The sequence below is a fragment of the Xanthomonas cannabis genome (assembly GCF_040616535.1).
Taxonomy (GTDB): Bacteria; Pseudomonadota; Gammaproteobacteria; order Xanthomonadales; family Xanthomonadaceae; genus Xanthomonas; species Xanthomonas cannabis.
In genome coordinates, this window is the sequence record NZ_CP136580.1 from 1,737,274 (window position 1) to 1,764,270 (window position 26,997).

Below are 26,997 nucleotides of genomic sequence, written 5' to 3' on the forward strand. Positions count from 1 at the left end.
TGGCCGGCCAGTACCCTGCGCAGGGCTTTGCAAAGCCGCAAAGGGCTGTGACACTGCCAGCCCCTCGTTGTTGCCGCGGAGCCAGTGTGATGTCGACCGTGCGTCCCCCGTTGACCGTGCATGGCATGTCCAGCTCCGGTAATTGCTACAAGGTGCGTCTGCTGCTGGAGCAGCTGGGCAGCCGGTATCACTGGGTCGAAGTGGACAGCGTGGCCGGGCAGAGCCGCACGCCCGAGTACCTGTCCAAGAACCCCAACGGCAAGGTGCCGCTGGTGGAGCGCGACGACGGCCGCGTGCTCACCGAATCCAACGCGATCCTGTTCTGGCTGGCCGAAGGCACGCCGTACCTGCCCACCGATGCCTGGCAGCGCGCGCAGGCCCTGAGCTGGATGTTCTTCGAGCAGTACAGCCATGAGCCGTACGTGGCGGTGGCGCGTTTCATCAGCCTGTGGACCCCGCGCGATGCGTCGCGCCGCGCGGAACTGCCGCAGCTGCGCGCGCGCGGCGAACAGGCCCTGGCGGTGATGGAACAGCACCTGCAGCAGCACGCCTGGTTCACCGGCGCCGACTACGGCATAGCCGACATCGCCTTGTTTGCCTACACCCATTGCGCGGCAGATGGCGGCTTCGATCTGGAGCGTTGGCCGGCGATCGGTGCCTGGCTGCAACGCGTGCAGGCGCTGCCCGGATTCGTGCCGATGCCGACCCCTGCGGCGGTGGCGGCATGAGCGGCGCACGCTGCGTGCGGGTGGCCGGTTCTGCTGCAGCCAATTGCGGAGCAGGTGGGGGCGGGCAGGGCGCTGGATCGGCACCCGCGCACTCGCGCCAAGGCCGGCACGCCGTCAGTGCGCGGTGTGCCGGCGCTTCTCGCCCGGCCACCGTCATGTCGCAGGGGCGCTGAGGATGTGCGGATTGGCAGGATTGCTGCTGGCCTCGCCGCGCCTGCACGGCGAGCAGCTCGATGCGCTGGTGCGCCCCATGGGCGCGGCCGTGCGTCATCGCGGCCCCGACGATGCCGGCACCTGGTGCGATGCGCAGGCCGGCGTAGCGCTGGCACACCAGCGGCTGAGCATCCTGGATCTGTCGCCGCTGGGACATCAGCCGATGCGCTCGGCCGACGGCCGCTATGTGCTGGCCTACAACGGCGAGGTCTACAACTTCGCGCAGTTGCGCGCGGCACTGGCGGCGCTGGGGCATCGTTTCCGCGGTCATTCCGATACCGAGGTGCTGTTGGCGGCGGTGGTGGAGTGGGGCCTGGACGACACCTTGTCCCGCTGCAACGGCATGTTCGCCATTGCGCTGTGGGACGAGCGCGACAACTGCCTGTTTCTTGCACGCGACCGGGTGGGCAAAAAGCCCCTGTACTACGGCTGGGCCGGCGACACCCTGGTGTTCGGTTCCGAACTCAAGGCGTTGTGGCAGCACCCGGATTTCGACAATGGCGTCGATCGCAACGCGCTGACCTTGCTGCTGCGTCTGGGCTATATCCCGGCCCCGGCCTGCATCCACGAGCACACCTTCAAGCTGATGCCCGGCCGGGTGCTGCGCATGGACGCGCAGACCGTGGCGGCGGGCGCTGCCGCGCACCGGCCCGACCAGGCGCAGCAGCCGTTCTGGAATGCGCGCGAAGCGATGCAGCGCGCGCTGGCAGCGCCGTTCACCGGCACCGATGCGCAGGCCGAAGAGCAACTGGACAGCGTGTTGCGCGATGCGGTGGCGCTGCGCATGGTGGCCGACGTGCCGGTGGGCGTGTTCCTGTCCGGCGGCACCGATTCGTCGATCGTGACCGCGATGATGCAGGCGCAGAGCGCCCAGCCGGTCCACACCTTCAGCATTGGGTTCGAAGGCTCGCATCACGACGAGGCGCCGCTGGCGCGCGAAGTGGCCACCCATCTGCATACCGACCACACCGAGCTGTATGTCAGCGGCGCCGACGCGCTGGCGGTGGTGCCGACCTTGCCGGACATGTTCGACGAACCGTTTGCCGATGCCTCGCAGGTGCCGACCGCGCTGGTGGCGCGCCTGGCGCGCGGTGGGGTGACGGTGGCGCTGTCCGGCGACGGGGGCGACGAACTGTTCTTCGGCTACGGCCGCTACCAGCGCGCGCTGCGCAACTGGCGCATGCACGGCCTGGTGCCGGGCCCGCTGCGCCGGCTGATGGCGGTGGCGGCGCGCAGCAACGGCGAGTCCTCGCGCACCGGCGGGCTGGCCGCGCTGGTGGCCGAGGCCGGCGCGCGTGGCATCGGCGACATCTACCGCAACCGCATCTCGCGTTGGCGCGATCCGGCCGCAGTGGTGCTGGGCGCCACCGAGCCGGACAGTTTCTACAGCCTGGCCGACCCGCTGCACGGCTCGGGCACGCCGGCCGACGCGATGATGCTGGCCGATTTTGCCGCCTACCTGCCCGACGATCTGTTGTGCAAGGTGGATCGCACCACCATGGCGGTGGGGCTGGAAGCGCGCGCGCCGTTGCTGGACTGGCGCGTGGCCGAGTTCGCCTGGTCGTTGCCGTTGTCGCTCAAGTACCGCGATGGCGTCAGCAAGTACCTGCTCAAGCGCGTGCTGTGCCGCTACCTGCCCGACCCGATGGTGTACCGCGGCAAGCGCGGCTTCGGCGCGCCGGTCAGTGCGTGGTTGCGCGGCGATCTGCACGGCTGGGCGGACGATCTGCTGGCGCATGGCACGCTGGAGCGCGAGGGCGTGTTTGCCGCCGATACCGTGGCCGGGCTCTGGCGCGCCTTCAACGGCGGCGAGCGCAAATGGCATACGCACCTGTGGACGGTGCTGATGTTCCAGGCATGGCAGGCGCATTGGCGCGCGCAGCGGGCGGCGCTGAGCCGCTGAGGCGGCGCGGGCGTTTCACCGGGTGTGCGCGTCGGGCTGACTAGAGTCGGGCGCTGGTTTCCCCAATGGAGCGTTCCCATGAGCAAGTTCACCATCGCCGTCCTCGTCGGCAGCCTGCGCGCAGCGTCGTACAACCGTCAGCTGGCACGCGCGCTGGAGCATCTGGCCGGCGACAAGGCAGTGTTCGAGTACGTGGAAATCGGGGATATCCCGTTGTACAACCAGGATCGCGATGGCGATTTCCCGGCCGAAGGCACGCGCCTGAAACAGCAGATCCGCGCCGCCGATGCGGTGTTGTTCGTGACCCCCGAATACAACCGCTCGATCCCCGGCGTGCTCAAGAACGCGCTGGACACCGGCTCGCGCCCGTATGGCGACAGCGCGTTTTCCGGCAAGCCGGCAGCGGTGGTCGGCATCTCGGTCGGCGCTATCGGCACCGCCACCGCTCAGCAGCACCTGCGCAACGTGCTGGCCTACCTGAACATGCATGTGCTCGGCCAGCCGGAGGTGTTCCTGCAGTACAAGGACGGCCTGTTCGGACCGGACGACCAGCTCGCCAACGCCGACAGCCGCGCGTTCCTGCAGGGTTTCATCGACGCCTTCCTGGGCCTGATCGAGCGCACCAAGCGCTGAGTTGACCACAGCGATTCCCGGCCCGGCCCAGGCCTGCCGGACGGGCCGGGGGCATGCCGCAAACCCAGGCGGGGCGGGCGTCTCGGCCGCTGCGACAGCGGTGGCGTACAACGCTGATGCACCGGCTGTCCACCAGTTATCCACAGAGTTGTGCATGGTCGTCGGCGCTGCCGATGACTATGCTTCCTGCCCTCGTCTCCCCGCGTCAGGTCTGTTCGTCCATGTCTGCTCGTCCTGGTTTCCGTTCCAAGCGCAATCGCGATCGCGACGACGACGATTACGATCGTCCCGAGCCGCGTCTGGACCAGCTGCGGGTACCGCCGCATTCGGTCGAGGCCGAACAGGCGGTGCTGGGCGGGCTGATGCTGGCGCCGGACGCATTCGACCGGGTCAACGACCAGCTCACCGAAAACGACTTCTACCGGCGCGATCACCGGCTGATCTACCGCGCCATCCGCGAATTGAACGAGAAGGACCGCCCGTTCGATGCGGTGACCCTGGGCGAGTGGTTCGAGTCGCAGGGCAAGCTGGAGCAGGTGGGCGATGGCGCCTACCTGATCGAGCTGGCCAGCACCACGCCGTCGGCGGCCAACATCGCCGCCTATGCGGAAATCGTGCGCGACAAGGCGGTGCTGCGGCAGCTGATCGAGGTGGGGACCACCATCGTCAACGATGGCTTCCAGCCGGAAGGCCGCGAGAGCGTGGAATTACTGTCGGCCGCGGAAAAAGCGGTGTTCAAGATCGCCGAAGCCGGCGCGCGCGGCCGCACCGATTTCGTCGCGATGCCGGGCGCCCTGAAGGATGCCTTCGAAGAGCTGCGCAACCGGTTTGAAAACGGCGGCAACATCACCGGCCTTCCCACTGGCTACACCGATTTCGACGCGATGACCGCCGGCCTGCAGCCGACCGACCTGATCATCCTGGCGGCACGTCCGGCCATGGGCAAGACCACCTTTGCGCTGAACATCGCCGAATACGCCGCGATCAAATCCAAGAAGGGCGTGGCGGTCTTTTCGATGGAAATGTCGGCCTCGCAGCTGGCGATGCGCCTGATCTCGTCGAACGGCCGCATCAATGCGCAGCGTCTGCGCACCGGCGCGCTGGAAGACGAGGACTGGGCGCGCGTGACCGGCGCGATCAAGATGCTGAAGGAAACCAAGATCTTCATCGACGACACGCCTGGCGTGTCGCCGGAGGTGCTGCGGTCCAAGTGCCGCCGGCTCAAGCGCGAACACGATCTGGGCCTGATCGTGATCGACTACCTGCAGCTGATGTCGGTGCCGGGCAACAGCGAGAACCGTGCAACGGAGATCTCGGAAATCTCACGTGGACTCAAGGGCCTGGCCAAGGAACTCAACGTGCCGGTGATCGCGCTGTCGCAGCTCAACCGCTCGCTGGAAACGCGCACCGACAAGCGCCCGGTGATGGCCGACCTGCGCGAGTCGGGCGCCATCGAGCAGGACGCGGACATGATCGTCTTCATCTACCGCGACGATTACTACAACAAGGAAAATTCGCCGGACAAGGGCCTGGCCGAGATCATCATCGGCAAGCACCGCGGCGGGCCGACCGGTGCGTGCAAGCTCAAGTTCTTCGGCGAATACACCCGCTTCGACAATCTGGCGCACGACTCGGTGGGCAGCTTCGAGTAACGGCCGCGCGGCCGGTGCCCGTGCGCGTGGAGGGTGTTGGACGGCGGTGGCGCGGCATGCCCCGCGTCGCCCGCTACGCGCGGGCGCGTGATGGTGGCGATGTCGCTGCGCTGGCACTTGCGCAGCGATTGCGGCGCGCGGTCTGCCGGTACGCATGCGCAGCACGCTGATCGGCATGCCGGCAGTGAACGCCGCCCGGCATCGCGCCATCGTTGCGTTTGCTGGCTTATGCTGCGCAGCCTCACCGCCGCTGCCGAGTCCGCATGTCATACGCCATCGTCTGGTTCCGTCGCGATCTGCGCCTGGAGGACAACCCGGCCCTGCGTGCCGCACTCGATGCCGGGCACCAGCCGATCCCGCTGTATATCGATGCGCCGCACGAAGAAGGCGAATGGACACCCGGTGCGGCCTCGCGCAGCTGGCGGCATCACTCGCTCGCAGCGCTGGAGGCATCGTTGCGCGCGTTGGGCAGTGGGCTGGTCGTGCGGACCGGCAGCAGCGAGCAGGTGCTGGGGGAGGTGATCGCCCAGACCGGTGCGGTGGCGGTGTACTGGAACCGCAAATACGAACCGGCAACCCAGTCGCGCGATGCGCAGATCAAGCGCAACCTGCGCGAGCGCGGCATCGAGGTGCAGAGCTGCAATGCATCGTTGTTGTTCGAGCCATGGCAGCTCTCCACGCAGCAGGGCGGGCCGTACAAGGTGTTCACCCCGTTCTGGCGCAATGCGCTGACACAGCTGCAGCTGCCGGCCGCGGTGGCGGCGCCGCGTAGCCTGCCGCCATTGCCGGCAACGCTGCCGTCCGTTGCGCTGGAGTCGCTGGCGCTGCGCCCGGACGTGAAGTGGGACACCGGCTTCTGGGAGCACTGGCAGCCTGGCGAGGCGGGCGCGCACGAAATGCTGGAGATCTTCATCGACGGCGCGCTCAACGGGTATCGCGACAATCGCGACCGACCCGATCGTGTCGGTACCTCGCAGCTATCGCCGCATCTGCACTTCGGCGAGATCGCGCCGTGGCGGATTGCCGGCACCCTGGAAGCGCATCGCAACGCGCGCAACGGTGCCGAAATCGATGGCTACATCCGCCAGTTGGGTTGGCGCGATTTTGCGTATCACCTGCTGCATCATTTCCCGGACACCACCAACCGGAATCTCAATCCGCGTTTCGAAGGCTTCGCGTGGGCAAAGGCGGATCCGGTGGTCCTGCAGGCCTGGCAACGTGGCCGCACCGGCATTCCGATCGTCGATGCCGGCATGCGGCAACTCTGGCACACCGGCTGGATGCACAACCGCGTCCGCATGATCGTGGCCAGCCTGCTGTGCAAGCATCTGCGCGTGCACTGGGTCGAAGGCGCGCGTTGGTTCTGGGACACGCTGGTGGATGCAGACCTGGCCAACAACACCATGGGGTGGCAATGGGTCGCCGGCACCGGCGCCGATGCCGCGCCGTATTTCCGCGTGTTCAATCCGGTGACGCAAGCAGAAAAGTTCGATCCGCAAGCGGCCTACATCACCCGCTGGGTGCCCGAGCTCGGCAAGCTTGCAGTGAAGGAACGCTTCGCTCCGTGGCTGCATCCGCTGTCGCTGGCGCGGCTTGCGCCGGAGTATCCGCGATCGCCCATCATCGGGCTGGCCGAAGGACGTGACGCCGCACTGGCGGCGTATGCAAAAACGCGCGGCTGACGACTGACGACAGCAATGCATTTTGGCCCGCGTGCCGATGCAATGTGGCGCTTTTCAAGTACGCCACGCGTCATCCTGGTGCTGCTGCACGGCCGGTGGGCCGGCACGCAACGACTGCGTTGCCATGATGCGCGCGAGAAAACGTTTTCCTGAATGGACAACCCGCTGCGCGTCGTCGTCGCCCACTTTCATCATGCGCCAGTCGCGTTGGTCTGTTTATCCTCGCGCACACGATTGAGCGCCGGATGGTCCGGCGATAGGAGAACACCATGTCCCCAGCAGCCACCAAGAGCCTCGCCGTTGCACTGGCCAGCGCCATCGCGCTGTCAGCCTGCGCGACCGGCGGCTCGTATGTGCAGCGCGATCAATACGGCGAGCAGACGCAACAGCAGAACCGCACCGGCCGCAATGCGCTGATCGGTACCGCCATCGGTGTGGCTGCAGGTCTGCTTACCGGCGACAGCGCCACCGAGCGTCGCCAGCATGCCATGGTCGGTGCCGGCATCGGCGCGCTGAGTGGTGCAGCAGTCGGCCAGTACCAGGACCGCCAGGAACGCGCACTGCGCGAGCGCACCGCCAATACCGGTATCGAAGTGCAGCGTCAGGGCGACAACATCACCTTGAACCTGCCCGACGGGATCACCTTCGACTTCGGCAAGTCCGCGTTGAAGCCGCAGTTCTACAGCGCGCTCAACGGGGTCGCGTCCACGCTGCGCGAGTACAACCAGACCATGGTGGAAGTGGTTGGGCACACCGACAGCGTCGGTAGCGATGCGGTCAACCAGCGCTTGTCCGAAGAACGCGCCGGTGCCGTGGCGCAATACCTGACCGCGCAGGGCGTGCAGCGCGAGCGCATGGAAACCATGGGGGCCGGCAAGCGTTACCCGATTGCCGACAACAGCACCGATGCCGGCCGCGCACAGAACCGTCGCGTCGAGATTCGCCTGATCCCGTTGCGTGCCGAAGGCGCTGCCAGCAATACGGGCATGCGTTGAGGCTGATGCAGTGAATCGTGGTTGGTCGATTTGACTGGCCCGCGATGTATTGAAAACAGGCCGCGGAAGCGGCCTGTTTTTTGCACTGCATGTCTAATTGTCAAAAGCGGCTGATCTGCGTGTTGGCTGCAAGGCCCTTGCCCGCGCATCATCGCGGGACACGCTGCAAGTACGTCCTTTATAAGCTCTGGCGCGGCATCCATGCCGCTCAAGGTCTCGAGACGGTGGGCTGGCAAGGACCAGTCGAGATGGTCGGTCTGCAGGATTTTCAATAAAACAGCCAGCCAACTCTCTGGTGCGGTGTCCTCGCCGATTGCGGGACCGTTGGCGGCATGGATGCCGCCACCGAGCCCCCATGGACGGGTTAACGGCGTGTCCCGCGAGCGGTGAGGGCACCGCGCACTCGACGTCTTTGCGTTTGCTGCAGGGCCCTTGCCCGCCCACCATCGCAGGACACGCCGTGAATCCGTCCCTGGAGGCTCTGGCGCGGCATCCATGCCGCTCAAGGTCCCGCGACGGTGGGCGGGCAAGGACCAGTCGAGTTGGTCGGTGCGTAGAGCTTAAAAAACACCAGCCGACTGCCTGGCGAGGGCACCGCGCACTCGACTAACCAAGCTTCTGATCTAGATAGTCCGGGACCTGTGTTGCTCAACGGCTTGGCGCTACATCGCTTTGATGCAACACGCACCGGCATTCAACCATCGCTCGCAGACGTACCCTCATCCGCCTTTTGGGCACCTTCTCCTGAGTGGGAGAAGGATTACTCCATTGAGCGACTGCTTGAAGCGATCTTAGGCCGTGACGTTTTCCAGAATGCGCTTGCCCTCGGCGCGTAGTTCCGCTTCTGCGCCCACTTCGACTTTCGCGTCGTTGTCGGCTTTTTGCGCGGCCAGACGGGCAGGGCACTGCGCCATCATGTAGTCCGCGTCGAAGTTCATCCGCGTCACCAGAAAGTCCACGAATGCACGCACCTTCGGCGACACCAATCGACCGCCGGCGAACACGGCATTGAAGTCCACCTCCGGCCCGGTCCATCCGGCCAGCACGCGGCGCACCAGGCCCGTTTGCACGAATGGCTTGGCCATCACATCGCCGGTCAGCAACAAGCCTTCGCCGCACAGTACTGCGCCGTTGAGCGCAGCCGGGTCGTTGGCCACCATCAGCGGATTGACCGGGAAGTCGCGCACATCGCTGCCGTCGCTGAGCGACCAAAAAAAGCGGTTGTTGTGCACGTTGCGGTTCTTGCGCAGCGCCAGCGTGCGATGGAATTGCAGCTCGTCCGGATGCAGTGGCTCGCCATACCGCTCGATGTAGGACGGGCTGGCGAACACCTGCGTGCGCAGGCTGCCCAGCTTGCGCGCGACCAGGTTCGAATCGGGCAGCGCACCCACACGCAGCGCCAGATCGGCTTCGCCGCCGATCAGGTCCAGCTTCTCGTTGCCCAGATGCATGTCCAGCTGGATTTCCGGATATTGCGCGTGGAATTCACCCAGCAATGGCGCGATCCAGGTGATGCCCAGCGAATACGGCACGGTGAAACGCAACCAGCCGCGCGGGCCCGATTGCAGTTGCCCCACCGCGCTTTCGGCTTCTTCCAGCTCGCGCGCGATGCGCTGGCAATGCTCGTGGTACACCGAGCCGGCTTCGGTCAGGCCGATGCGACGCGTGGTCCGGTGCAGCAGGCGCGCACCCAGGCGCGTTTCCAGTTCCTGCACCTTGCGGCTCACGGTGGTCTTGGGCAGGCCAAGTGCGTTGGCGGCGGCAATGAAGCTGCCCTGTTCGACCACCTTGACGAAGATCAGGGTGTCGTTGAGATCGTGTGTCATGGGACTGCCTTCCGAGGGTCAGGAGGGATTAGACCGCTTGCGGGACGATTATTCCCCTAAATCCGGACTAATCAAGTGCTGCTTTGAGGCCTAGCTTATGCGGCATCCCCTCCATGCAGGAGCACGGCCATGTGGTTGTGTGATGTCTTCGGTTTGTCTTCCGCGTCCCGCAACGCCATCGAAAGCGCTTTCGATCCGGTGGTTTCCTCGGCAAAAAGCCAGCGCGCCAGCGTTTCGCGTGCATTTGCCGCATCGCCGAAACGGCAGGCCGGCGGGGCGCCCGCGCGGCGGACTGGACTGCCGGCGCGCTGGGCACAGCGTGGAATTGTCCCGATGTCGGGAGTGAAAGTCCCATGACCGGGATGGTCCAATCCGAGACGGCGGTCATAGGCGGTGCGGGCAGCGTGGGCGCGGGCATCGTCGCCGCGCTGCTCGACGCCGGCATGCCGGTGCTGGTGATTGGACGTGATGCCGCAAAGCTGGCGGCGCTGCGTGCCGAGCATGGCGATTCGCCGTTGCTGGATACCTTGCGCGGCTCGGTCGCCGACGATGCGTCCGCGCTGGCCCTGGCCACCGAGCTGGCCCAGCGCCCACGTCCGCTGGGCGCAGTGATCGCCAGCCTGGGTAGCCCGCCCAAGGCCGGGCGCCTGCTGGACCGGCCGGTGGCGGCATTGCGCCGTCGCTTGGAGCGCGACGTGCTGCCGCATCTGGCTGCTGCCCGCCACCTGCTGCCGCTGCTGGCCGAGGCCGACGGTGGCGGCCGCTATCTGTTGCTCGGCAGCCCCTGCGCGCTGCGTGCCTGGTCGGCGCATGGCGACCGCTCGGTCGCCGCCTCCGCCACCCGCATGCTGGCCCAGGTGCTGCATGAAGAAGCCAAGCCGCTGGGCGTGCGTGTGCACCTGCTCTCGGTCGAGCAACCGGTGTGTACGCCCGGCCGCGCCAAGGAGGCCTGTCCGGAATGGATTCGCGCCGTGGATGTCGGGCGCGCCGCCGTCTCCCTGATCGCCGGGCCCGGCCAGCCCGGACAACCCATCGTGACCGTCAGCCGTCGTCTGCCCTCCGCCCCGTCGGTGGACCGGCTGGCCGGTCTGCATTTGCCTATCCCCACTCGAGAGATGTCTCCATGACCCCGAACGCCACCCCGTTCCGTTTCCCCATGCGTCCCGTGCTGACGGCCGCCGTGCTCGCGGTGGTGCTTGCCGCCTGTGGCGGCGGCGCTGCGCAGACCGGCGCACCGCCACCGCCCAGCGTCAGTGTCGCCCCGGTGCTGATCAAGGAAATCAGCCAGTGGGACGAATTCAGCGGCCGGATCGAGCCGGTGGAAAGCGTCGAGCTGCGTCCGCGCGTGTCCGGCTACATCGACAAGGTCAACTACACCGAAGGTGCGGAAGTGAAGAAGGGCGATGTGCTCTTCAGCATCGACGACCGTAGCTACCGCGCCGATTTCGCCCGCGCCAATGCCGCGCTGGTGCGGGCCCGCACCCAGGCCACGCTGGCGCGCAGCGAAGCCGCGCGTGCACGCAAACTCTCCGACCAGCAGGCCATTTCCACCGAAACCTGGGAGCAGCGCCGCGCCGCCGCCGATCAGGCCGATGCCGACCTGCTGGCCGCCCAGGCCGCGGTGGACACCGCCAGGCTCAACCTGGACTGGAGCCGCGTGCGTGCGCCGATCGACGGCCGCGCCGGGCGGGCGATGGTCACCGCCGGCAACCTGGTCACCGCCGGCGACAGCGCCAGCGTGCTGACCACGCTGGTGTCGCTGGACAAGGTGTTTGTCTATTTCGATGCCGACGAAGGCACCTTCCTGCGCTATTCGCAGATGGCCCGCAACGGCGAGCGTCCGGACGAACGCGGTGGTCAATTGCCGGTGCGCATCGGCCTGGTCGGCGAGCAGGGCTTTCCGCACGAAGGGCGGGTGGATTTCCTGGACAACCAGGTGACCCGCAGCACCGGCACCATCCGCGTGCGTGCGGTGCTGGACAACGCGCAGCGGCAGTTCACGCCGGGCCTGTACGCCCATGTGCAGCTGCTGGGCAGCGGCCAGTTCAAGGCCATGCTGGTGGACGAAAAGGCCGTGCTGACCGACCAGGACCGCAAGTACGTCTACGTGGTCGACAAGGACGGCAAGGCGCAGCGGCGCGATGTGGAGCTCGGCCGCACTGCCGATGGTCTGCGCATCGTGCGCAAGGGCCTGGCGGCCGGTGACCGTGTCGTGGTCGACGGCGTGCAGAAGATCTTCATGCCCGGCATGCCGGTCGATGCCAAGGCCGTGGCCATGGCACCGGCGCCGGCAGCGGACAAACGCACCGCTTCGAACTGATTCATCGCTGCAGCGCAGCCCATGAACGCCGGCCTTTCCATCTGGCCGGCTCGGGGCCGCCGTGCCGCGCCGCCACCCGGCGGCAACCTCTTCCAGGACCACCCCAATGGACTTTTCCCGTTTTTTCATCGACCGGCCGATCTTTGCCGCGGTGCTGTCGATCATCATCTTTGCGGCCGGCCTGATCGCCATGCCGCTGTTGCCGATCAGCGAATACCCAGAAGTGGTACCGCCGAGCGTGCAGGTGCGCGCGGTGTATCCGGGCGCCAATCCCAAGGTCATCGCCGAGACCGTCGCCACGCCGCTTGAGGAAGCCATCAACGGCGTTGAAAACATGATGTACATGAAGTCGGTGGCCGGCTCGGACGGCGTGCTGATGGTCACCGTGACCTTCAAGCCGGGCACCGACCCGGACCAGGCGCAGGTGCAGGTGCAGAACCGCGTCAGCCAGGCGCAGGCGCGTCTGCCCGAAGACGTGCGCCGCCAGGGCGTGACCACGCAGAAGCAGTCGCCCACGCTGACCATGGTGGTGCATCTGACCTCGCCCAAGGGCAAGTACGACTCGCTGTACCTGAGCAACTACGCCACCCTGAAGGTCAAGGACGAGTTGTCGCGCCTGCCTGGCGTGGGCCAGATCCGCGTGTTCGGTGCCGGCGATTACGCCATGCGCATCTGGTTGAACCCGGACAAGGTGGCCGCGCGCGGCCTGACCGCCAGCGATGTGGTTGCCGCCATCCGCGAGCAGAACGTGCAGGTTTCCGCCGGCCAGCTCGGTGCCGAGCCGATGCCCAACAAGAGCGATTTCCTGCTCTCGATCAATGCGCAGGGTCGCCTCACCACCGAAGAAGAGTTCGGCAACATCGTCATCCGCAGCGGCAACAGCGGCGAGATCGTGCGGCTGAGCGATGTGGCGCGACTGGAACTGGGCGCCGGCAACTACACCCTGCGCTCGCAGCTGGACAACCAGAACGCGGTGGGCATGGGCGTGTTCCAGTCGCCCGGTGCCAACGCGATCGAACTGTCGGACGCGGTACGCGCCAAGATGGCCGAGCTGGAAAAGCAGTTCCCGCAGGACATGGCCTGGTCGGCGGCCTATGACCCCACCGTGTTCGTACGTGACTCGATCAGCGCAGTGGTGCACACCTTGCTGGAAGCGGTGCTGCTGGTGGTGCTGGTGGTGATCCTGTTCCTGCAGACCTGGCGTGCGTCGATCATTCCGTTGCTGGCGGTGCCGGTGTCGGTGGTCGGTACGTTTGCCGCGCTGTATCTGCTCGGCTTTTCGATCAATACGCTGAGCCTGTTCGGGCTGGTGCTGGCGATCGGCATCGTGGTCGACGACGCGATCGTGGTGGTGGAAAACGTCGAGCGCAATATCGAAGAAGGGCTGAGCCCGTTGGCCGCTGCGCACCAGGCGATGCGCGAAGTGTCCGGGCCGATCATCGCCATCGCGCTGGTGCTGTGCGCGGTGTTCGTGCCGATGGCGTTCCTGTCGGGCGTGACCGGCCAGTTCTACAAGCAGTTCGCGGTGACCATCGCCATTTCCACGGTGATTTCGGCGATCAACTCGCTGACCCTGTCGCCGGCACTGGCGGCCATGCTACTCAAGGCGCACGACGCGCCGAAGGACGGCCCGTCGCGATTGATCGACCGTCTGTTCGGCTGGGTGTTCCGTCCGTTCAACCGCTTTTTCAATAGCAGCTCGCACAAGTACCAGGGCGCGGTGTCGCGCACCCTGAGCAAGCGCGGCGCAGTGTTCATGGTATATCTGCTGCTGCTGGTCGGCACCGGTTTCATGTTCAAGCTGGTGCCGGGCGGATTCATTCCGACCCAGGACAAGTTGTACCTGATTGCCGGTACCAAACTGCCGGAAGGCGCCTCGCTGGAACGCACCAACGAAGTGATCCGTCAGATCAGCCAGATCGCGATGCAGACCGAAGGCGTGGATCACACCATCGCGTTCCCCGGCCTGAATCCGCTGCAGTTCACCAACACGCCCAACACCGGCACGGTGTTCATCACGCTCAAGCCGTTCAGTCAGCGCAGCCGCAGCGCGGTGCAGATCAACGCCGAGCTCAATGCACGCATCAGCCAGATCCAGCAGGGCTTTGCGTTCGCCTTCATGCCGCCGCCGATCCTGGGGTTGGGCCAGGGCTCGGGCTACTCGCTCTACATCCAGGACCGTGCGGGTCTGGGCTATGGCCAGCTGCAGAGCGCGGTCAACGCGATGTCCGGTGCGATCTCGCAGACGCCGGGCATGCAGTTCCCGATCGGTACCTACCAGGCCAACGTGCCGCAGCTCGATGCCAAGGTCGACCGCGACAAGGCCAAGGCGCAGGGCGTGCCGCTGACCAACCTGTTCGACACGCTGCAGACCTACCTGGGCTCGTCGTACATCAACGACTTCAATCGCTTCGGTCGCACCTATCAGGTGATCGCCCAGGCCGATGGACAGTTCCGCGACAGCGTCGAAGACATCGCCAACCTGCGTACCCGTAACGCCAATGGCGAAATGGTGCCGATCGGCAGCATGGTCACGCTGGGCCAGACCTACGGCCCGGACCCGGTGATCCGCTACAACGGCTACCCGGCCGCCGACCTCATCGGCGAAGCGGACCCGCGCGTGCTCTCGTCCACCGAAGCGATGCAGAAGCTGGCCGGCATGGCACCGCAGGTGTTGCCCAACGGCATGAACATCGAGTGGACCGACCTGAGTTATCAGCAGTCCACGCAGGGCAACTCGGCGTTGATCGTGTTCCCGATGGCGGTGCTGCTGGCGTTCCTGGTGCTGGCCGCGTTGTACGAAAGCTGGACCTTGCCGCTGGCGGTGATCCTGATCGTGCCGATGACTTTGCTGTCTGCCTTGTTCGGTGTGTGGCTGACCGGTGGCGACAACAACGTGTTCGTGCAGGTGGGTCTGGTGGTGTTGATGGGCCTGGCGTGCAAGAACGCGATCCTGATCGTGGAGTTCGCTCGCGAACTCGAAATGCACGGCAAGGGCATCGTGGAAGCCGCACTGGAAGCCTGCCGCCTGCGTCTGCGCCCGATCGTGATGACCTCCATCGCCTTCATCGCCGGCACCGTGCCGCTGGTGTTCGGCCATGGTGCCGGCGCCGAAGTGCGCTCGGTCACCGGCATCACCGTGTTCGCCGGCATGTTGGGTGTGACCCTGTTCGGTCTGTTCCTGACCCCGGTGTTTTATGTGGCACTGCGCAAGTGGGTGACCCGTCGCGGTCCCGCTGCACCGGCTGCCGTTTCGCATGACGCCGTCAAGGCGTAAGCCCGTCACTTCCCCCAATTAAAGAGGATTCACCACATGAGCAACACCAAGATCGCACTGGTCACCGGCGCTACCCGCGGTATCGGCCTGGAAACCGTTCGGCAACTGGCCCAGGCCGGCGTGCACACGCTGCTGGCCGGCCGCAAGCGCGACGACGCCGTCGCCGCCGCGCTCAAGCTGCAGGCCGAAGGCCTGCCGGTGGAAGCGATTCAACTGGACGTCAACGACGACATCAGCATCGCCGCTGCCGTCGGCACGGTGGAGCAGCGCCATGGCCATCTGGATATTCTGGTCAACAACGCCGGCATCATGGTCGAAGACATCCAGCGCAAGCCCTCCGAGCAGAGCCTGGATGCGTGGAAGCGGACCTTCGACACCAACCTGTTCGCGGTGGTCGGCGTGACCAAGGCGTTCCTGCCGTTGCTGCGTCGTTCGCTGGCTGGGCGCATCGTCAACGTGTCGAGCATCCTCGGCTCGTTGACCTTGCACAGCCAGCCCGGCTCGCCGATCTATGACTTCAAGGTGCCGGCCTACAACGCCTCCAAGAGCGCGTTGAACAGCTGGACCGTGCATCTGGCCTACGAACTGCGCGACACCCCGATCAAGGTCAACACCGTGCATCCGGGCTACGTCAAGACCGACATGAACGGTGGCGGCGGCGAGATCGAGGTGGAGCAGGGCGCGCACAGCAGCGTGCAGATGGCACTGCTGGACGCGCATGGCGCCACCGGCAGCTACACCCACCTGGGAGAGACCTTGCCATGGTAAGAACATTGCTCGGCGCGGCACTGGCCGCGCTGGTGCTCAGCGGTTGCGCGGTCGGGCCGGATTACCGGCCCGACCCACCCGCCTCGGTGACGCTGCAGGGCGCGCAGGACGCGGCCTTCAGCGCCGAATCGCCGGTCGGCAACTGGTGGTCGCAATTCGACGACCCGGTGCTGGAACAACTGGTGCGCGATGCGCTGTTCGCCAACCATGACCTGCGCGTTGCGGTGTCGCGGGTGAAGCAGGCACGCGCGGTGTTTGTGGAGCGCCGTCTCGACCAGGCCCCGCACATCACCGCACAAGGCAGCTTCGATCGCCGCGAGCAGCAGCAGGTGATCGCGGGCAACCAGCGCTTCCTCACCGAGCAGACCACGCTCGGTCTGGATGCGGCCTGGGAACTGGACCTGTTCGGTCGCCAGCGTCGCGCGTCGGAAGCCGCACGTGCCGATCTGGATGCGGAGCAGGCCAACCTGCAGGACGTGCAGGTCACTGTCGCCGCGGAAGTGGCGCGCAATTACTTCGAATTGCGCGGCACCCAGAAGCAGCTCGACGTCTCCAAGCGCACCCTGACCAATCTGCGCGACACCCAGAAACTCACGCAGACGCGCTGGGACCTGGGCGCCGGCAGCGAGCTGGATGTGCAGAGCAGCCTGGCGCGGTTGAAGGCGATCGAAGCGGATATTCCGTTGCTGGAAACCGCCGAAGCGCAGTACCGCCATCGTCTGGCGGTGTTGCTGGGGCAACAGCCCGATGCGCTGGATGCCACCCTGGTGGCACGCAGCATGCCAGCGTTCGCACGCCCGTTGCCGCTGGGCGACACCGCCGGCCTGCTGCGTCAGCGTCCGGATGTGCGTAGCGCCGAACGCCGGCTGGCCGCGGCCACCGCGCAGGTCGGTGTGGCCACGGCGGATCTGTTCCCGCGCATCAGCGTGAGTGGATTTGTTGGCTTCCTGTCCGGCGATGCGGCCAGGTTGACCGAGGGCAACGCCAAGGCCTGGTCGATCACCCCGTCGATCAGCTGGGCGGCGTTCGACTTCGGCACCGTGCGCGCGCGCCTGCGTGCGAGCAAGGCGCAGGCCGAGGGCGCGTTGGCGCAGTACCAGCAGGCCGTCCTGCTGGCACTGGAAGACACCGAAAACGCCTTGATCGGGTACGGCCGCCAGCAGGCACGTCTGGCGATCGTCGTGGAGCAGGCCAACGCCGCGCGGCGAGCGGAGCAGCTGGCGCAGATCCGCTATCGCGAGGGCTCGGAGGACTTTCTCACCCTGCTGGATGCACAGCGCACCCAGCTGGCGGCGGACGATGCCCTGGCGCGCGCCGAGGCGGCCGTCAATGTCGGTGTGGTCGGGGTGTACAAGGCGCTTGGCGGCTGGAAGCAGGGCGAAGCGCCCGCCGCTCCGGTGGCGATGGTCAAGCGTTGATGGACGGGCGGCGGCCAGTGGGCCGCCCTGTCGCGACCGCAGTGGGGCATCCCGCTCAGGGGGGCGCCATCGGCAGGCAGATGGCGCGCGTGCCGCCGCCCGGGTTGGCGGGCGCTGTGCTCAGTCGGCCACCCGCACGCTGTCGCGGCCACTGTTCTTGGCCAGATACAGCGCCGCATCGGCGCGCGAAAACCAGTCCTGCCAGTGGGTCTCGCCATCGTGGCGCGCGGCCCCCAGCGACACCGTGATCCGCCCGCCCGGGCCACGCAGTCCGTTACGGATCACCTTGCGCAAACGCTCGGTAGCCGCTTCCAGTTCGGCCAGCGAGCCGGCACGCAGCAGCACCACGAACTCTTCGCCACCGAAGCGGAAGACCTGATGTGGCTCGCGCACTTCGTAGCGCAGGATGGTCGCCAGGTCCGACAGCGCCGCATCGCCGGCGGCGTGCCCGTAGAGATCGTTGACCTCCTTGAAATGATCCAGGTCGAGAATGATCAGGCTGTTCAGCCGCTCCTGCGGCTGGCGCTGGTCGATCTGGTGGGAGAGCGCGCGTTCGAGCATGCGTCGGTTGGGCAACCCGGTCAGCGCGTCCAGCGAGGCCAATTCTTCCAGATGCACGCGGTCGTCCTGCATGCGCAACGAGAACGCATAGCCCACCGCCAGCGTCACCAGCGTCACCACCACCGTCGACACGCCCTGGCCGGGGCTGACGATCAGGCCGGGCAAGAACAATAGCGCTGCCATCAACGGCAGGCTCAGCAACACCGCGCGTTGTGGCCCGCACAAGAAATAATTGGTTGCCAGCACCGGAAACAGCCAGGGCAGGGCACCGTCGCCCCCGGTCCAGCAGGCCACCAGGCAGCCGGCGACATTGATCGACGCCAGCCAGACGCCGCCGGTGCCGGTGCGTTCGGCATCGCGCATCTGCCAGCCGCGCCAGATCGCCAGCACGCCCACGACCGCGGTGATCAGGCACGCAACCACCTGGCCGGTCATGGCCAGGTACACCGCATAGAGGCAAAGCAACAGCGCAGTGATTGGCCCAAGCATCTTGACGATGCCGAGGCGGAAATCCCGCCGCAGGTGGAGGATCACATGGAAGGTTCTGTAGGAGTCGGCACCATTATCGGCCCGGCCCTGCCAAAGTTGAGTATGCGAACACCACCGCAATGGGTAGGAAAATGAAGCGTTGCACGGCAGGGCTTCGCACATTCTTGACGGCCTTGCCGCAACCGTATGGCCTTTGTCGTTGGAGTCCGCCATGCCTAGCCGCGAAGAGCTCGATACCCGCCTGGATGCACTGCAGGACGAACTGCCACACTTGGCTGCCGACCACGATGCGGACTTCGACTACCTGGATTTTCAGGCGCGCGCTGAAGCGTTGCTGCGCAGTGCCGAGCCCGAGGATGCGGCGTATGTCCGCACCCGCGTCGACGGCATGCTGGCGGGCGCCGGGCTGATTCCGACCGATGAAGACGGGCACGCCTGTCGCTGAGGCTGCGCCGTAGTAGCGGGTACGCTGCGCCTGGAGTTGCTGCGGGGTGCGAGCAGGGAGCCTGCCACCAGCTGGCGTGTCGCCAGTCGCTATAACTTATGACGAATAGTTCCAGCAGGATCGGCCACCGGTCTTCCATCACCACTTGGCAGCGCTGGGCTGATCACCGCTGCCGAGCAGCTGTATCGCTCAGGGCAGCGGGGCCAGCCCTGCACGTGCGAGCGCCGCGGCGCCCACCACCTGATTGCGTCCGGCCTGCTTGGCCCGATACAGCGCCTCGTCTGCGCGCCGCAGCAGTTGCGCGGCGTTGCCCGCATGCTCGGGAAAGCTCGCCACACCGAACGATGCAGTGATCTTCGGCAGCGACACGCCATCGGCCATCACCTGCAGGGCCTCGATGCCGGCACGCAGCTTCTCGGCCATCATGCACGCCACCGGCAGGTCAGCCTCGGGGAGGATGATCGTCAATTCCTCGCCGCCGTAGCGGCAGCAGATGTCTTCGCCGCGCGTCTGCGCCAGCAACAGCTCGCCGATCGCCGCCAGCACCCGATCGCCGCCGCTGTGGCCGTGCAGGTCGTTGAACCGCTTGAAATGGTCCACATCCAGCATCAGCACCGAGAGCGGTTGCACCCGGCGTGTGCAGCGAGCCAGTTCGTGGTTGAGCGCTTCTTCCAGATAGCGTCGGTTGTACAGGCCGGTGAGCGGGTCGCGGATCGACTGCTGGCGCAGCGTCTCGCGCAGACGCAGGCTGTGCAGCACCAGCGAGAGCTGTTCGGCCGCCGCTTCGGCCACCGTCAACGTGGCCAGGCCGCCAGGGTCGTCGCTGCGCAGTGCCAGCATGCCCAACTGTGTGCCCTGGGCCGACAACGGAATGCACACCGTGCTGGCATGCGCCGGAAGATTGGCGTCGGCGTGGCGGCACAGCATGCCGGCGCTGGCGTCATCCACCACATGGGTACGGTCGCGACGCAGCGCCCAGCAGGTGTCCGGCGCAATGCTCGGGCTGTCGCCGTCGGCCATTGCGCCCCAGGCCACCACCTGCTCGGCGCGATCGCGCGATGCGCGCAGCAGGTAGACCGCCCCTGCGGCGCCGGGAATCAGTGGCGCGATCGTGCGTGCGGTGATTTCCAGCGCTTCTTCGGCGTCACGGCAGTTCTGCAGCAGGCCCGAATACCGCGCCAGCGCTTCCAGGCCGGCAGACGTGCGCTCCAGGGCCGCGAACGATTCCACCAGACGCTCGCTGGTATGGCTGGCAGCGTCTTCGGCATGCACCCGCCGCTGCAGCTCGCGCGCCAGCAGGCGGTAGGCCAGCAGCATCACCAGCAGCCCGCTGACGATACCGATCACGGTCATGCGCAGCACCCACTGCGCGCTGCTGGTGTTGGCCTCGGTGCGTTTGACCAGCTCATGGCGTTCCAGCTCGGTCATGGTCTGCACCTGCCGCCGCAGGGCCGCGGAGGTCTGGAACACGCCCCGCGCGATCGACCCGCGCGCGCCATCCAGTCCATGCGCGCGATAGCTGTGCAGCAGGTCGTTGATCTGCACCAATCGCTTGTCCACCAGCTGCCCCAGCGCACGCGCGTTGCGCCTCTGCACCGGGTTGTCCTGGACCAGGGCATCCAGCCGCACGATGCGCTCGGGCAGGCGCCCGATCGCATCGGCGTAGACCCCCAGAAATGCCTCGTTGTCGGTGAGCACGTAGCCGCGCACCGACGACTCTGCCGACAGCAGGCCCGCCTGGATCTCGTCGATGCCGGCCAACACCTCCTGCGTATGCGTCACCCAGCCGGCATCGGACAGCGAACGCTGGGTGGTGAAGTAACCGCCCACTCCGATCAGGACGAAGATGGCCCCGCCGAGCAGCAAGGCTCCGGCGGCACGGCGTTTTGCTTTTTTGGTCAACACCGTGTTCCCCAACACCGATGGTCTGGTTGAGTCCGATGCAAGCCGCGTGCCCAGGTGGGGCAGTCAGCTGGCAGACGGGGCAGCACTCGTCGCCGCCACGTCGTGCCGGTATGCTCGTGACGAATCGTCGAGCCGAGCACACATTGGTCATTTTTCTTGGACGCTACCAGTTGACCTGCCACGCATCGCGCAGTGGCGATGCCGCCGAGTCCTGGAGCGCGGACTGGAACATCGAGCAGATCGGCACCGGCAAGGCGAGCGGCGAGCTCGCAGGCGCCAGGCTGTCGCCGACATTCCCGGACCACCGCAGCGCCATGTCGGCCGCCCGCGTCGCCGGCATGGTGACGCTGGAAGCCATGCACGCCGAAGCACAGCGGCAGCTCGAATACCCCTGAGCGGCTATCGCCTCGATCCTGCTCACGGCTGGTGCTCCGCCGCATGTTGAGGGTGCCGCTGTCTTCCTGCTGCTGAGCGGAGGGCTTCTCCCGCAAGTGTCGTTGCGCGAGTTGGACCAACCGACTGAGCGCACGCGTCGCGGCTGCCGGCATCGTCACGCTGGCACGCAGTTTGCGTCGGTTGCCGCAGGGCGCTGGGGAGCGTCGTCGGAGCAATGCAGTGGAAGAGCCCAACAAGAGCGCCCTGGTCCTGCTGCAGCAGGAAGCCACCGAACTGCTCGCGCTGTTCGATCAACTCCGCGGTGAGGCGGCTCTGGATACGGACATCGAACCCTGCCCGCAGCCGCGCAGCACGGGCACCGAACCGACGGTGCGCGTCACTAACTGACACGCCTGGTGGCGAACTGTTCACCGCGGCGTCCCGCCTGCTACGCAAACGCATCGAACGCCCATGAAAAAGGCCGGGAACCCTTCATGGAAGGATTCCCGGCCTTGGTCGGTCGTCTTAGGACCGTGGTGTGGTGGAGGTGGGCGGAGCCTGTAAACGCCCTCAGATAACCCCTTGAACCTAAAGAAATTTGGGTCCAACAGATGTGCCTGCTTTGATACCTCGAATGATACCTCGAAATGGGGGGAGAAGATGCGCCCAGATGCCGCGAGGTGAGTAGACAATTCGACCGGCTCAGCAGACATCAGGTTTTTCCTACGACCCAACCGGCCAAATTGGTGGCACACTCGGGTGAATTGCCAAGGCGGAGCCTTGGGACACGGAGTCTGTGGCGTCATCCAGGGGGAGAGACGTTGGCTACATTTACGATCTATTTGCTGCGTGAGTCTGTCAAAACGGCACGAGATGCTGTCATCGATGGTGCCAAAGAACATCCCATTGAAGATGGGCTTTCAAAATATGGACAGCTGTTCGTCAAAGACACAAAGCCTAAGCCACCCAAATGGGCTGAGCTGTTCGAAAGCTACATCGATAAAAAGCTTCTTGGGACCGTCCAGTCCTCTTCGGCAGCTTTTATAATTCCAGTCGATCAGCGTCTTTTTGCCCTAACTTTTGGACAAGGGCGTTTCTTGCTTCATCCGGATGCCTATGAAGAACGGTTCGGATTGATCGTAACGCTCAATTCAATTAATTCCGATGCGCTGCGAAGCATTGATAAGCGGGCATTTGTCGAAGACCAAAATAGCAGAGTCCAAACAGCACAAGCCGCGTCAGCGTTAAGTTTTGGAGTTGATATCGAACGCGATTTAGTTCGCGGCATTGTGGGTCGCCCAGTGGATTTCAGACTTGGGAGAAGGTTGGCCGGTGCTGATGCTTTAACCGTCACCTCTGACGTCAGAGTTCCTGGCCTCAGAGCTTTATTGCGGCGTTATCTCAAAAAATTCGAGTCCAAAGACTACCAAGCCAATTTCCCGTGGATTGACCAAGTCCGCCAGCTGATCCCCAAAGGAACAATTGCCACCAAGTTAGATGCCATGCTTGTCGATAAAGTAAAAGAAGCTTGGCACAACAACGGTGTTGTTGATGGTTGCTGGCTGGCAGTTCCCGATATTGTGGATTGGGAAAAGGTCGATGGGTTTAAATTCACAAGCGCAAAGGGAGAGGGTGTTTGGAGTGATCTACGTTTTCGGGCTCTGATTGCTGCGCATCCTGGCGAAGAGCCTAGTCTTTCTTTTCTCCGTAAACATTATGCGATGTCTGTTGATGAAGACGAAAAAACAATGGACAGATGGGCGCTTTATCGCTGCATTCATTGTGAAATTGATGATGATGGGAAGTCTTACATTCTTTCAGCTGGGCGCTGGTTTGAAGTTGACAAAGACTTTGTAAGCGCAGTAGAGAGTTCCTTTAAAGACATCGCGAAATATCCCGGCTCTCTACCTGTCTATAATCATGAAGACGAAGGGCAATACAACGAGTCCGCAGTGGCTGGAAGTGGTGGCCGCTGGTGTCTGATGGATAAAAAGATGCTCCGCGTCGGAGGAATTCACGACAAGGTCGAGTTTTGCGATCTCTATGGCAGTGGAGAAATCATCCATGTCAAGCATTACGGAAGTTCTGCTGTCCTAGCCCATTTGTTCAATCAGGGCCTTGTATCTGGTGAACTACTTCGTTCGCATGAGCCGTATGTTTCCCTCGCGAACAAAGAGCTTTTAATGACTCACCAGCTTCCGCTAGATCCTGCTGGTGAGAAGTTCTCTGTTCGGGATGTAGCACCATACACCATTGTTTTTGCAATCATTAGCCAGTCGAATAAGCCAGACCTCCACCTACCTTTTTTTGCAAAGGTGATCCTCAAAAGCGTTCATGCAAGGCTAGTTGAGCTGGGATATGCAAATGTGATGTTAGCCAAGGTGGATTGCAGCACTGGTGTTTCCAGTGCAAAGGTCAAGCCTACTCCAATAAGAAAGAGGCGTGCCAAGCGATCCAGTCTACGTCGTGCAGGATAATGCTGTGAAAGAAGTAATCACTTGTGAGTTATTACGCTCGGGTTTAATTTATTTTCTACTTTCAGCCCTATCCAAAAACGACGCCATTCCATCCGCAAGGCTCTTTCGACCAGGAGCGGCGGAGGCACTTTTAGATATTTTAGCCTGAGCAGCAGTGACGTTTACAATAATTTTAGGTAAATTACTCTCAGAGAGGGCTATTTTAAAATCGTCCATTGAAGCGTAGCCCATTTTAGCAGCAAGAAAGTCTGTTGTTGCGCCCGCTACTAAGTCAGCGAGTTGAAGCCCTGGATGGTTCTTAGAGTCTTCAAATGAGAGGCTTGATACTCTAAGAGGAAGATCCATTTCTCGGCCGGGATAGCCAAAATTCGTTGGCGTTGCATCCGAATCCATTAGTAAACGAAGCATGTCCTCCTGTTTCCTAAGTGGTTTTGAAACATCATGGATAACGCTGAACCGATTAGGAGTTCGCATCATCAGATGGGAAACAAGCAAAACAAAGCTATCGACCGCAGGATCAAAGGCTGTATTGCTCTCGAACACTTGAAGACGTTCTTCAAGTGTTCCGAGGCCGGTAAGTAAAAATTTCTTGATGCTGAATCTTGGATTCTCGAACTGAACTATATCTAACAAGACTCTGTAAAATTTGTCATAGTATTCGGTGGAGTGATGAAGTAATGCATTGCCGAAAGCCCGAAGAAATTCATCCCATCTACTATCAGGGAATGCGTGGGGGCCAGCATAATGGAGCATCGCGGCTAAATTTGCGGCCATATCGTTGGCATACATGTCAATGCCATCTTTATGAAGCGAGGGTTCGATTATTTTATCTACGAACTGAGCGACAATAGTGAATCTTTTGTCCACTGCTGATACCAAAAAATTTTCTTGTGAGATAATATCCAGGTTTAGAAAGTCGATAACGGATTTTCTTCCGGATGCAGAATGTTTGAGTTTTGAATATTTTACTTCTGCCTGACTTTGCCTAAGCAAAGGCGGTGTCAGAGCTTTTGCACTGTCGGGACTAAGGGTTGTGCAGGCTAGCGCAAATATAGGCTGAGCTTGGTGTAAGAAATCCGCACCTGTGTTGCCAGATTCATCGAAAAAAGCGGTATTAATCATGGGCTCCACTAAATATTCAGAAATTAAAATTTAGATTTAGTATAATCAGGTCAAATCTTTAATGAATTTGGGTTCTACATGGACAGTATGGCAGCGTTTTTGGTAAGCCGGCCTGCCAATTTGGGCAACAACGCTCCAAACGGAATTGGCAGGTAGACCTGACTTACAGTATCATTTTTGAAATTGCTATGGACGAAATTTTTTGCCTTACCGCTGTTAAAATGAGTGGTGCAATCAATTTTGAATACTTTTTAATCACACTGGATATCAGCAAATGATTAAGCAAACCCTCGATTCAATTGCCTCAGCCAAAGCCAAGCTTGCGGAAGAGCTAAGAAAGTTGGAAGAGCAAGAGGCCAATCTGCTGCAAGAAGAAGCAGCGAACGCTTTTCAGGAAGTGTCAGATCTGCTGAGCCGCTTCGGCCAGCACTTTACCGCCAAGCAGAAAGCAGATCTCGCAGCTCAGCTTGGAGCTTCTGCTGGCGGACCTGGCCGTCCGAAGAAAGCAGCCGGCACTCGTAAGGAAGTGGCTCCCAAGTATTGGCTTCCCCACACGCAAGAAACTTGGTCTGGTCGTGGTAGGACCCCACGTGCTTTTGCAGCTTACGAAGGATCGGCGGCTTATAAAGAATGGAAGGCAAAGCATCCGGACGAAAAATTCCCGAAGTTTCCGGGATAACGAAGAGCCCCGCATCGCGGGGCTATTTTTTGAAGCATTTTCTGTCGGATAGCGCTTTTGCAAATTGCCCTGGCGTATAGATCGGGATCTCAATGCCGGGATTGAACTTGGCAAGTGTCTCCGCACACGCGCGTAACTCGGGCGGGCATTCGTTCCGATCAATATACGACTGCAAGCCCGGAACCAGAACACTTTCTGACGCAGAACCGATCACCTTGTGTCCGGTCAACGCCGCGATTTGAACTGCTCCGACTTTCTCACGAGTCAAATTTGTGGCGAAGGTGTGTCGGAAAATATGAGATCCGATGCCCGTCTTAAACCCTCGTTTTTTCAGATATCGGCCAAACTGTTGAACCATCGCGCTCCCGTAACCCTTCATGTATGCCTCGCCATCGTAGACTGAAATTGTAAGCGGCAGATGCGGGAATAAGCGGTCTTGCCCCGTGGATTTGACCTCATTGACGTAAGTAAGAATGCCGGCGTCGAGAAGCGGTTGAGCAATAGGGATGACTCGAATTGACGAAGTGTTTTTAATGCGCTGATCTTTGGTCGTCACGCGGAAACAAAAACAAGAAATGCCGTCGATGGTGACAATGTCTGAGATTTTAAGCTGTGCAATTTCGCCTGCTCTGGCACCGCTATAAAGCGCGATCATCGGTGCCCACCATCGGTGGGGCATATCCTTGCTCCATTTGGTGTAGGGTTCTAATTCGAAAATGCGGGCTAGGTCATCTCTGCTGAGAGGTCGGCGAGTTTTGACCAATGTCGAGGTATCCACCTCAACAGCAATGCCTTTCGCGGGTGAGCGTTCAATGTGTTCGGCATCAAGCTGCATATTGAAAAAGGCATTAATCCGCTTAACGTGATTGTTGTAGGTTGCAGCGTTTATGGATGAATGCTTTTCCTTTCTGCCTATTTCCAGAATTTCCTGGAAGCTTAAATATTTGTAGGCTTTTTTTCGCCTGGCATTTTTGGGCCAAAACTTATAGCTGTCCAACGCGGCACGAATATCGGTGTCTGTGACTGACGCTATTTGTTTATCGCCAATGGCCGCAAGCATGACACCAAGCGTTTGCTCATTGGATTGAATGTGTGTGAGCGTCATTTTTGTCCGTTTCAGATCGGAGATATATCCCGTGATCTCATCCGAAAGCATGCGCACTTTGAGAGTTGGCTTTTCTTCGCTGTAATCAGACTTCTTGCGCCTAGCTCTTCGCGTGAGCGTTTTCAGCACTTTGTCAAAGCACTCGGCTGCATCTACCCCCTCAACAATAATCTCACCGATGACGGTATTTCCGAGGGGCAAATTTCTAATGATGCATCTGCAAGATGTGCTTTGTTTTGTATGATCGGGCATGGAGTTTCCTTCTGCACCCGACACTAACGTCGAGCAGATGGCTGTCAATACCCATGTCGAAAACACTATTTTTGATGCAGTTTGTTTTGTTGCGCTAAATTTAAAATCCCCAGCAGTGTAAGGAGTCGCGAACAATGTTATATAAGTGGGTTAGATTTGTTGCGCTGTTCAA

Annotated in this window: 22 protein-coding genes; 17 read left to right on the forward strand and 5 right to left on the reverse strand. The window is 62.7% G+C overall.

All coding sequences use genetic code 11. The features are described from left to right. Window positions 1-89 precede the first annotated feature (89 nt). From RZV17_RS07440 to RZV17_RS07465, 6 genes are all read left to right on the forward strand, one after another. Window positions 90-728 carry a glutathione S-transferase family protein gene (locus tag RZV17_RS07440; RefSeq protein ID WP_355608306.1) on the forward strand — a complete coding sequence of 213 codons (639 nt, stop codon included), beginning with the start codon at window positions 90-92 and terminating at the stop codon, window positions 726-728. Between the two features lie 175 nt (window positions 729-903). After that, window positions 904-2,844 carry an asparagine synthase (glutamine-hydrolyzing) gene (gene asnB / locus RZV17_RS07445; RefSeq protein WP_355608309.1) on the forward strand — a complete coding sequence of 647 codons (1,941 nt, stop codon included), beginning with the start codon at window positions 904-906 and terminating at the stop codon, window positions 2,842-2,844. Window positions 2,845-2,922: 78 nt separating this feature from the next. Continuing rightward, complete coding sequence (locus RZV17_RS07450; protein WP_166743261.1) at window positions 2,923-3,477, forward strand: NADPH-dependent FMN reductase; 555 nt, start codon at window positions 2,923-2,925, stop codon at window positions 3,475-3,477. Window positions 3,478-3,698: 221 nt separating this feature from the next. Continuing rightward, window positions 3,699-5,129 (forward strand): replicative DNA helicase, encoded by a 1,431-nt coding sequence (locus tag RZV17_RS07455; RefSeq protein ID WP_039403345.1) that lies wholly within the window; start codon window positions 3,699-3,701, stop codon window positions 5,127-5,129. Window positions 5,130-5,392: 263 nt separating this feature from the next. Continuing rightward, entirely contained in the window at window positions 5,393-6,811 is a 1,419-nt protein-coding gene (locus tag RZV17_RS07460; protein WP_355608312.1) for a deoxyribodipyrimidine photo-lyase, read from the forward strand. A gap of 269 nt (window positions 6,812-7,080) precedes the next feature. Next, on the forward strand, window positions 7,081-7,806 hold the full coding sequence (locus RZV17_RS07465) for an OmpA family protein (RefSeq protein WP_039403338.1): 726 nt from the start codon (window positions 7,081-7,083) through the stop codon (window positions 7,804-7,806). A 791-nt stretch (window positions 7,807-8,597) separates the two neighbouring features. On the opposite strand, the gene RZV17_RS07470 is transcribed toward RZV17_RS07465, so the two are convergent. Next, window positions 8,598-9,632 carry a LysR family transcriptional regulator gene (locus tag RZV17_RS07470; RefSeq protein ID WP_047696769.1) on the reverse strand — a complete coding sequence of 345 codons (1,035 nt, stop codon included), beginning with the start codon at window positions 9,630-9,632 and terminating at the stop codon, window positions 8,598-8,600. Between the two features lie 129 nt (window positions 9,633-9,761). Between RZV17_RS07470 and RZV17_RS07475 the strand changes: the two genes are divergently transcribed. The 6 genes from RZV17_RS07475 to RZV17_RS07500 all read left to right on the forward strand — a co-directional run bounded on the left by RZV17_RS07475 (window position 9,762) and on the right by RZV17_RS07500 (window position 17,415). Then, window positions 9,762-9,989 carry a hypothetical protein gene (locus RZV17_RS07475; protein WP_184385124.1) on the forward strand — a complete coding sequence of 76 codons (228 nt, stop codon included), beginning with the start codon at window positions 9,762-9,764 and terminating at the stop codon, window positions 9,987-9,989. Next, window positions 9,986-10,759, forward strand: a complete 774-nt coding sequence (locus tag RZV17_RS07480; protein ID WP_355608316.1) for an SDR family oxidoreductase — start codon at window positions 9,986-9,988, stop codon at window positions 10,757-10,759. Before RZV17_RS07475 ends, RZV17_RS07480 begins: the two co-directional genes overlap by 4 nt. After that, on the forward strand, window positions 10,756-11,952 hold the full coding sequence (locus RZV17_RS07485) for an efflux RND transporter periplasmic adaptor subunit (RefSeq protein ID WP_184386964.1): 1,197 nt from the start codon (window positions 10,756-10,758) through the stop codon (window positions 11,950-11,952). Before RZV17_RS07480 ends, RZV17_RS07485 begins: the two co-directional genes overlap by 4 nt. 106 nt (window positions 11,953-12,058) lie before the next feature. Further along, window positions 12,059-15,229, forward strand: a complete 3,171-nt coding sequence (locus RZV17_RS07490; RefSeq protein ID WP_047696763.1) for an efflux RND transporter permease subunit — start codon at window positions 12,059-12,061, stop codon at window positions 15,227-15,229. A 36-nt stretch (window positions 15,230-15,265) separates the two neighbouring features. Next, complete coding sequence (locus RZV17_RS07495; protein WP_166743256.1) at window positions 15,266-15,997, forward strand: SDR family oxidoreductase; 732 nt, start codon at window positions 15,266-15,268, stop codon at window positions 15,995-15,997. Then, window positions 15,991-17,415: an efflux transporter outer membrane subunit gene (locus RZV17_RS07500; RefSeq protein WP_184442060.1), complete on the forward strand. Its 1,425-nt coding sequence runs from the start codon at window positions 15,991-15,993 to the stop codon at window positions 17,413-17,415. Before RZV17_RS07495 ends, RZV17_RS07500 begins: the two co-directional genes overlap by 7 nt. Window positions 17,416-17,535: 120 nt before the next feature. Here the strand turns inward: RZV17_RS07500 and RZV17_RS07505 are convergent, their stop codons facing one another. After that, on the reverse strand, window positions 17,536-18,510 hold the full coding sequence (locus tag RZV17_RS07505; protein ID WP_184442062.1) for a GGDEF domain-containing protein: 975 nt from the start codon (window positions 18,508-18,510) through the stop codon (window positions 17,536-17,538). 94 nt (window positions 18,511-18,604) lie between these two features. Here RZV17_RS07505 and RZV17_RS07510 point away from each other — a divergent pair, with 94 nt between their 5' ends. Next, the gene (locus RZV17_RS07510; protein WP_355608322.1) at window positions 18,605-18,910 is read left to right on the forward strand and encodes a hypothetical protein; all 306 of its coding nucleotides are present in this window, start codon (window positions 18,605-18,607) and stop codon (window positions 18,908-18,910) included. A 189-nt stretch (window positions 18,911-19,099) separates the two neighbouring features. Here RZV17_RS07510 and RZV17_RS07515 read toward each other — a convergent pair whose 3' ends face one another. Next, complete coding sequence (locus RZV17_RS07515; protein WP_355608325.1) at window positions 19,100-20,815, reverse strand: diguanylate cyclase; 1,716 nt, start codon at window positions 20,813-20,815, stop codon at window positions 19,100-19,102. A 143-nt stretch (window positions 20,816-20,958) separates the two neighbouring features. On the opposite strand from RZV17_RS07515, the gene RZV17_RS07520 reads away from it, so the two are divergent. The 3 genes from RZV17_RS07520 (at window position 20,959) to RZV17_RS07530 (ending at window position 23,667) form a co-directional block, all read left to right on the forward strand. Then, the gene (locus tag RZV17_RS07520) at window positions 20,959-21,210 is read left to right on the forward strand and encodes a hypothetical protein (RefSeq protein WP_355609247.1); all 252 of its coding nucleotides are present in this window, start codon (window positions 20,959-20,961) and stop codon (window positions 21,208-21,210) included. A gap of 220 nt (window positions 21,211-21,430) precedes the next feature. Beyond that, the gene (locus RZV17_RS07525) at window positions 21,431-21,598 is read left to right on the forward strand and encodes a hypothetical protein (RefSeq protein WP_186005767.1); all 168 of its coding nucleotides are present in this window, start codon (window positions 21,431-21,433) and stop codon (window positions 21,596-21,598) included. Window positions 21,599-22,011: 413 nt separating this feature from the next. Then, a complete protein-coding gene (locus tag RZV17_RS07530; protein WP_179454584.1) occupies window positions 22,012-23,667 on the forward strand; it encodes a DUF6119 family protein in 1,656 nt (551 codons plus the stop codon). A gap of 48 nt (window positions 23,668-23,715) precedes the next feature. On the opposite strand, the gene RZV17_RS07535 is transcribed toward RZV17_RS07530, so the two are convergent. Then, window positions 23,716-24,789, reverse strand: a complete 1,074-nt coding sequence (locus RZV17_RS07535; RefSeq protein ID WP_355608329.1) for a DUF3800 domain-containing protein — start codon at window positions 24,787-24,789, stop codon at window positions 23,716-23,718. Between the two features lie 274 nt (window positions 24,790-25,063). Here RZV17_RS07535 and RZV17_RS07540 point away from each other — a divergent pair, with 274 nt between their 5' ends. After that, window positions 25,064-25,468: an H-NS family nucleoid-associated regulatory protein gene (locus tag RZV17_RS07540; RefSeq protein WP_076036043.1), complete on the forward strand. Its 405-nt coding sequence runs from the start codon at window positions 25,064-25,066 to the stop codon at window positions 25,466-25,468. 22 nt (window positions 25,469-25,490) lie between these two features. On the opposite strand, the gene RZV17_RS07545 is transcribed toward RZV17_RS07540, so the two are convergent. Continuing rightward, window positions 25,491-26,825 (reverse strand): site-specific integrase, encoded by a 1,335-nt coding sequence (locus RZV17_RS07545; protein WP_249058835.1) that lies wholly within the window; start codon window positions 26,823-26,825, stop codon window positions 25,491-25,493. Between the last annotated feature and the right edge of the window lie 172 nt (window positions 26,826-26,997).

Coding starts and splice junctions, on each gene's coding strand:
- RZV17_RS07485 (WP_184386964.1), top strand. CDS start 10,756: ATGACCCCGAACGCCACCCCGTTCCGTTTCCCCATGCGTCCCGTGCTG.
- RZV17_RS07450 (WP_166743261.1), top strand. CDS start 2,923: ATGAGCAAGTTCACCATCGCCGTCCTCGTCGGCAGCCTGCGCGCAGCG.
- RZV17_RS07440 (WP_355608306.1), top strand. CDS start 90: ATGTCGACCGTGCGTCCCCCGTTGACCGTGCATGGCATGTCCAGCTCC.
- RZV17_RS07490 (WP_047696763.1), top strand. CDS start 12,059: ATGGACTTTTCCCGTTTTTTCATCGACCGGCCGATCTTTGCCGCGGTG.
- asnB (WP_355608309.1), top strand. CDS start 904: ATGTGCGGATTGGCAGGATTGCTGCTGGCCTCGCCGCGCCTGCACGGC.
- RZV17_RS07475 (WP_184385124.1), top strand. CDS start 9,762: ATGTGGTTGTGTGATGTCTTCGGTTTGTCTTCCGCGTCCCGCAACGCC.
- RZV17_RS07535 (WP_355608329.1), bottom strand. CDS start 24,789: ATGATTAATACCGCTTTTTTCGATGAATCTGGCAACACAGGTGCGGAT.
- RZV17_RS07500 (WP_184442060.1), top strand. CDS start 15,991: ATGGTAAGAACATTGCTCGGCGCGGCACTGGCCGCGCTGGTGCTCAGC.
- RZV17_RS07460 (WP_355608312.1), top strand. CDS start 5,393: ATGTCATACGCCATCGTCTGGTTCCGTCGCGATCTGCGCCTGGAGGAC.
- RZV17_RS07480 (WP_355608316.1), top strand. CDS start 9,986: ATGACCGGGATGGTCCAATCCGAGACGGCGGTCATAGGCGGTGCGGGC.
- RZV17_RS07545 (WP_249058835.1), bottom strand. CDS start 26,825: ATGCCCGATCATACAAAACAAAGCACATCTTGCAGATGCATCATTAGA.
- RZV17_RS07455 (WP_039403345.1), top strand. CDS start 3,699: ATGTCTGCTCGTCCTGGTTTCCGTTCCAAGCGCAATCGCGATCGCGAC.
- RZV17_RS07495 (WP_166743256.1), top strand. CDS start 15,266: ATGAGCAACACCAAGATCGCACTGGTCACCGGCGCTACCCGCGGTATC.
- RZV17_RS07465 (WP_039403338.1), top strand. CDS start 7,081: ATGTCCCCAGCAGCCACCAAGAGCCTCGCCGTTGCACTGGCCAGCGCC.
- RZV17_RS07470 (WP_047696769.1), bottom strand. CDS start 9,632: ATGACACACGATCTCAACGACACCCTGATCTTCGTCAAGGTGGTCGAA.
- RZV17_RS07540 (WP_076036043.1), top strand. CDS start 25,064: ATGATTAAGCAAACCCTCGATTCAATTGCCTCAGCCAAAGCCAAGCTT.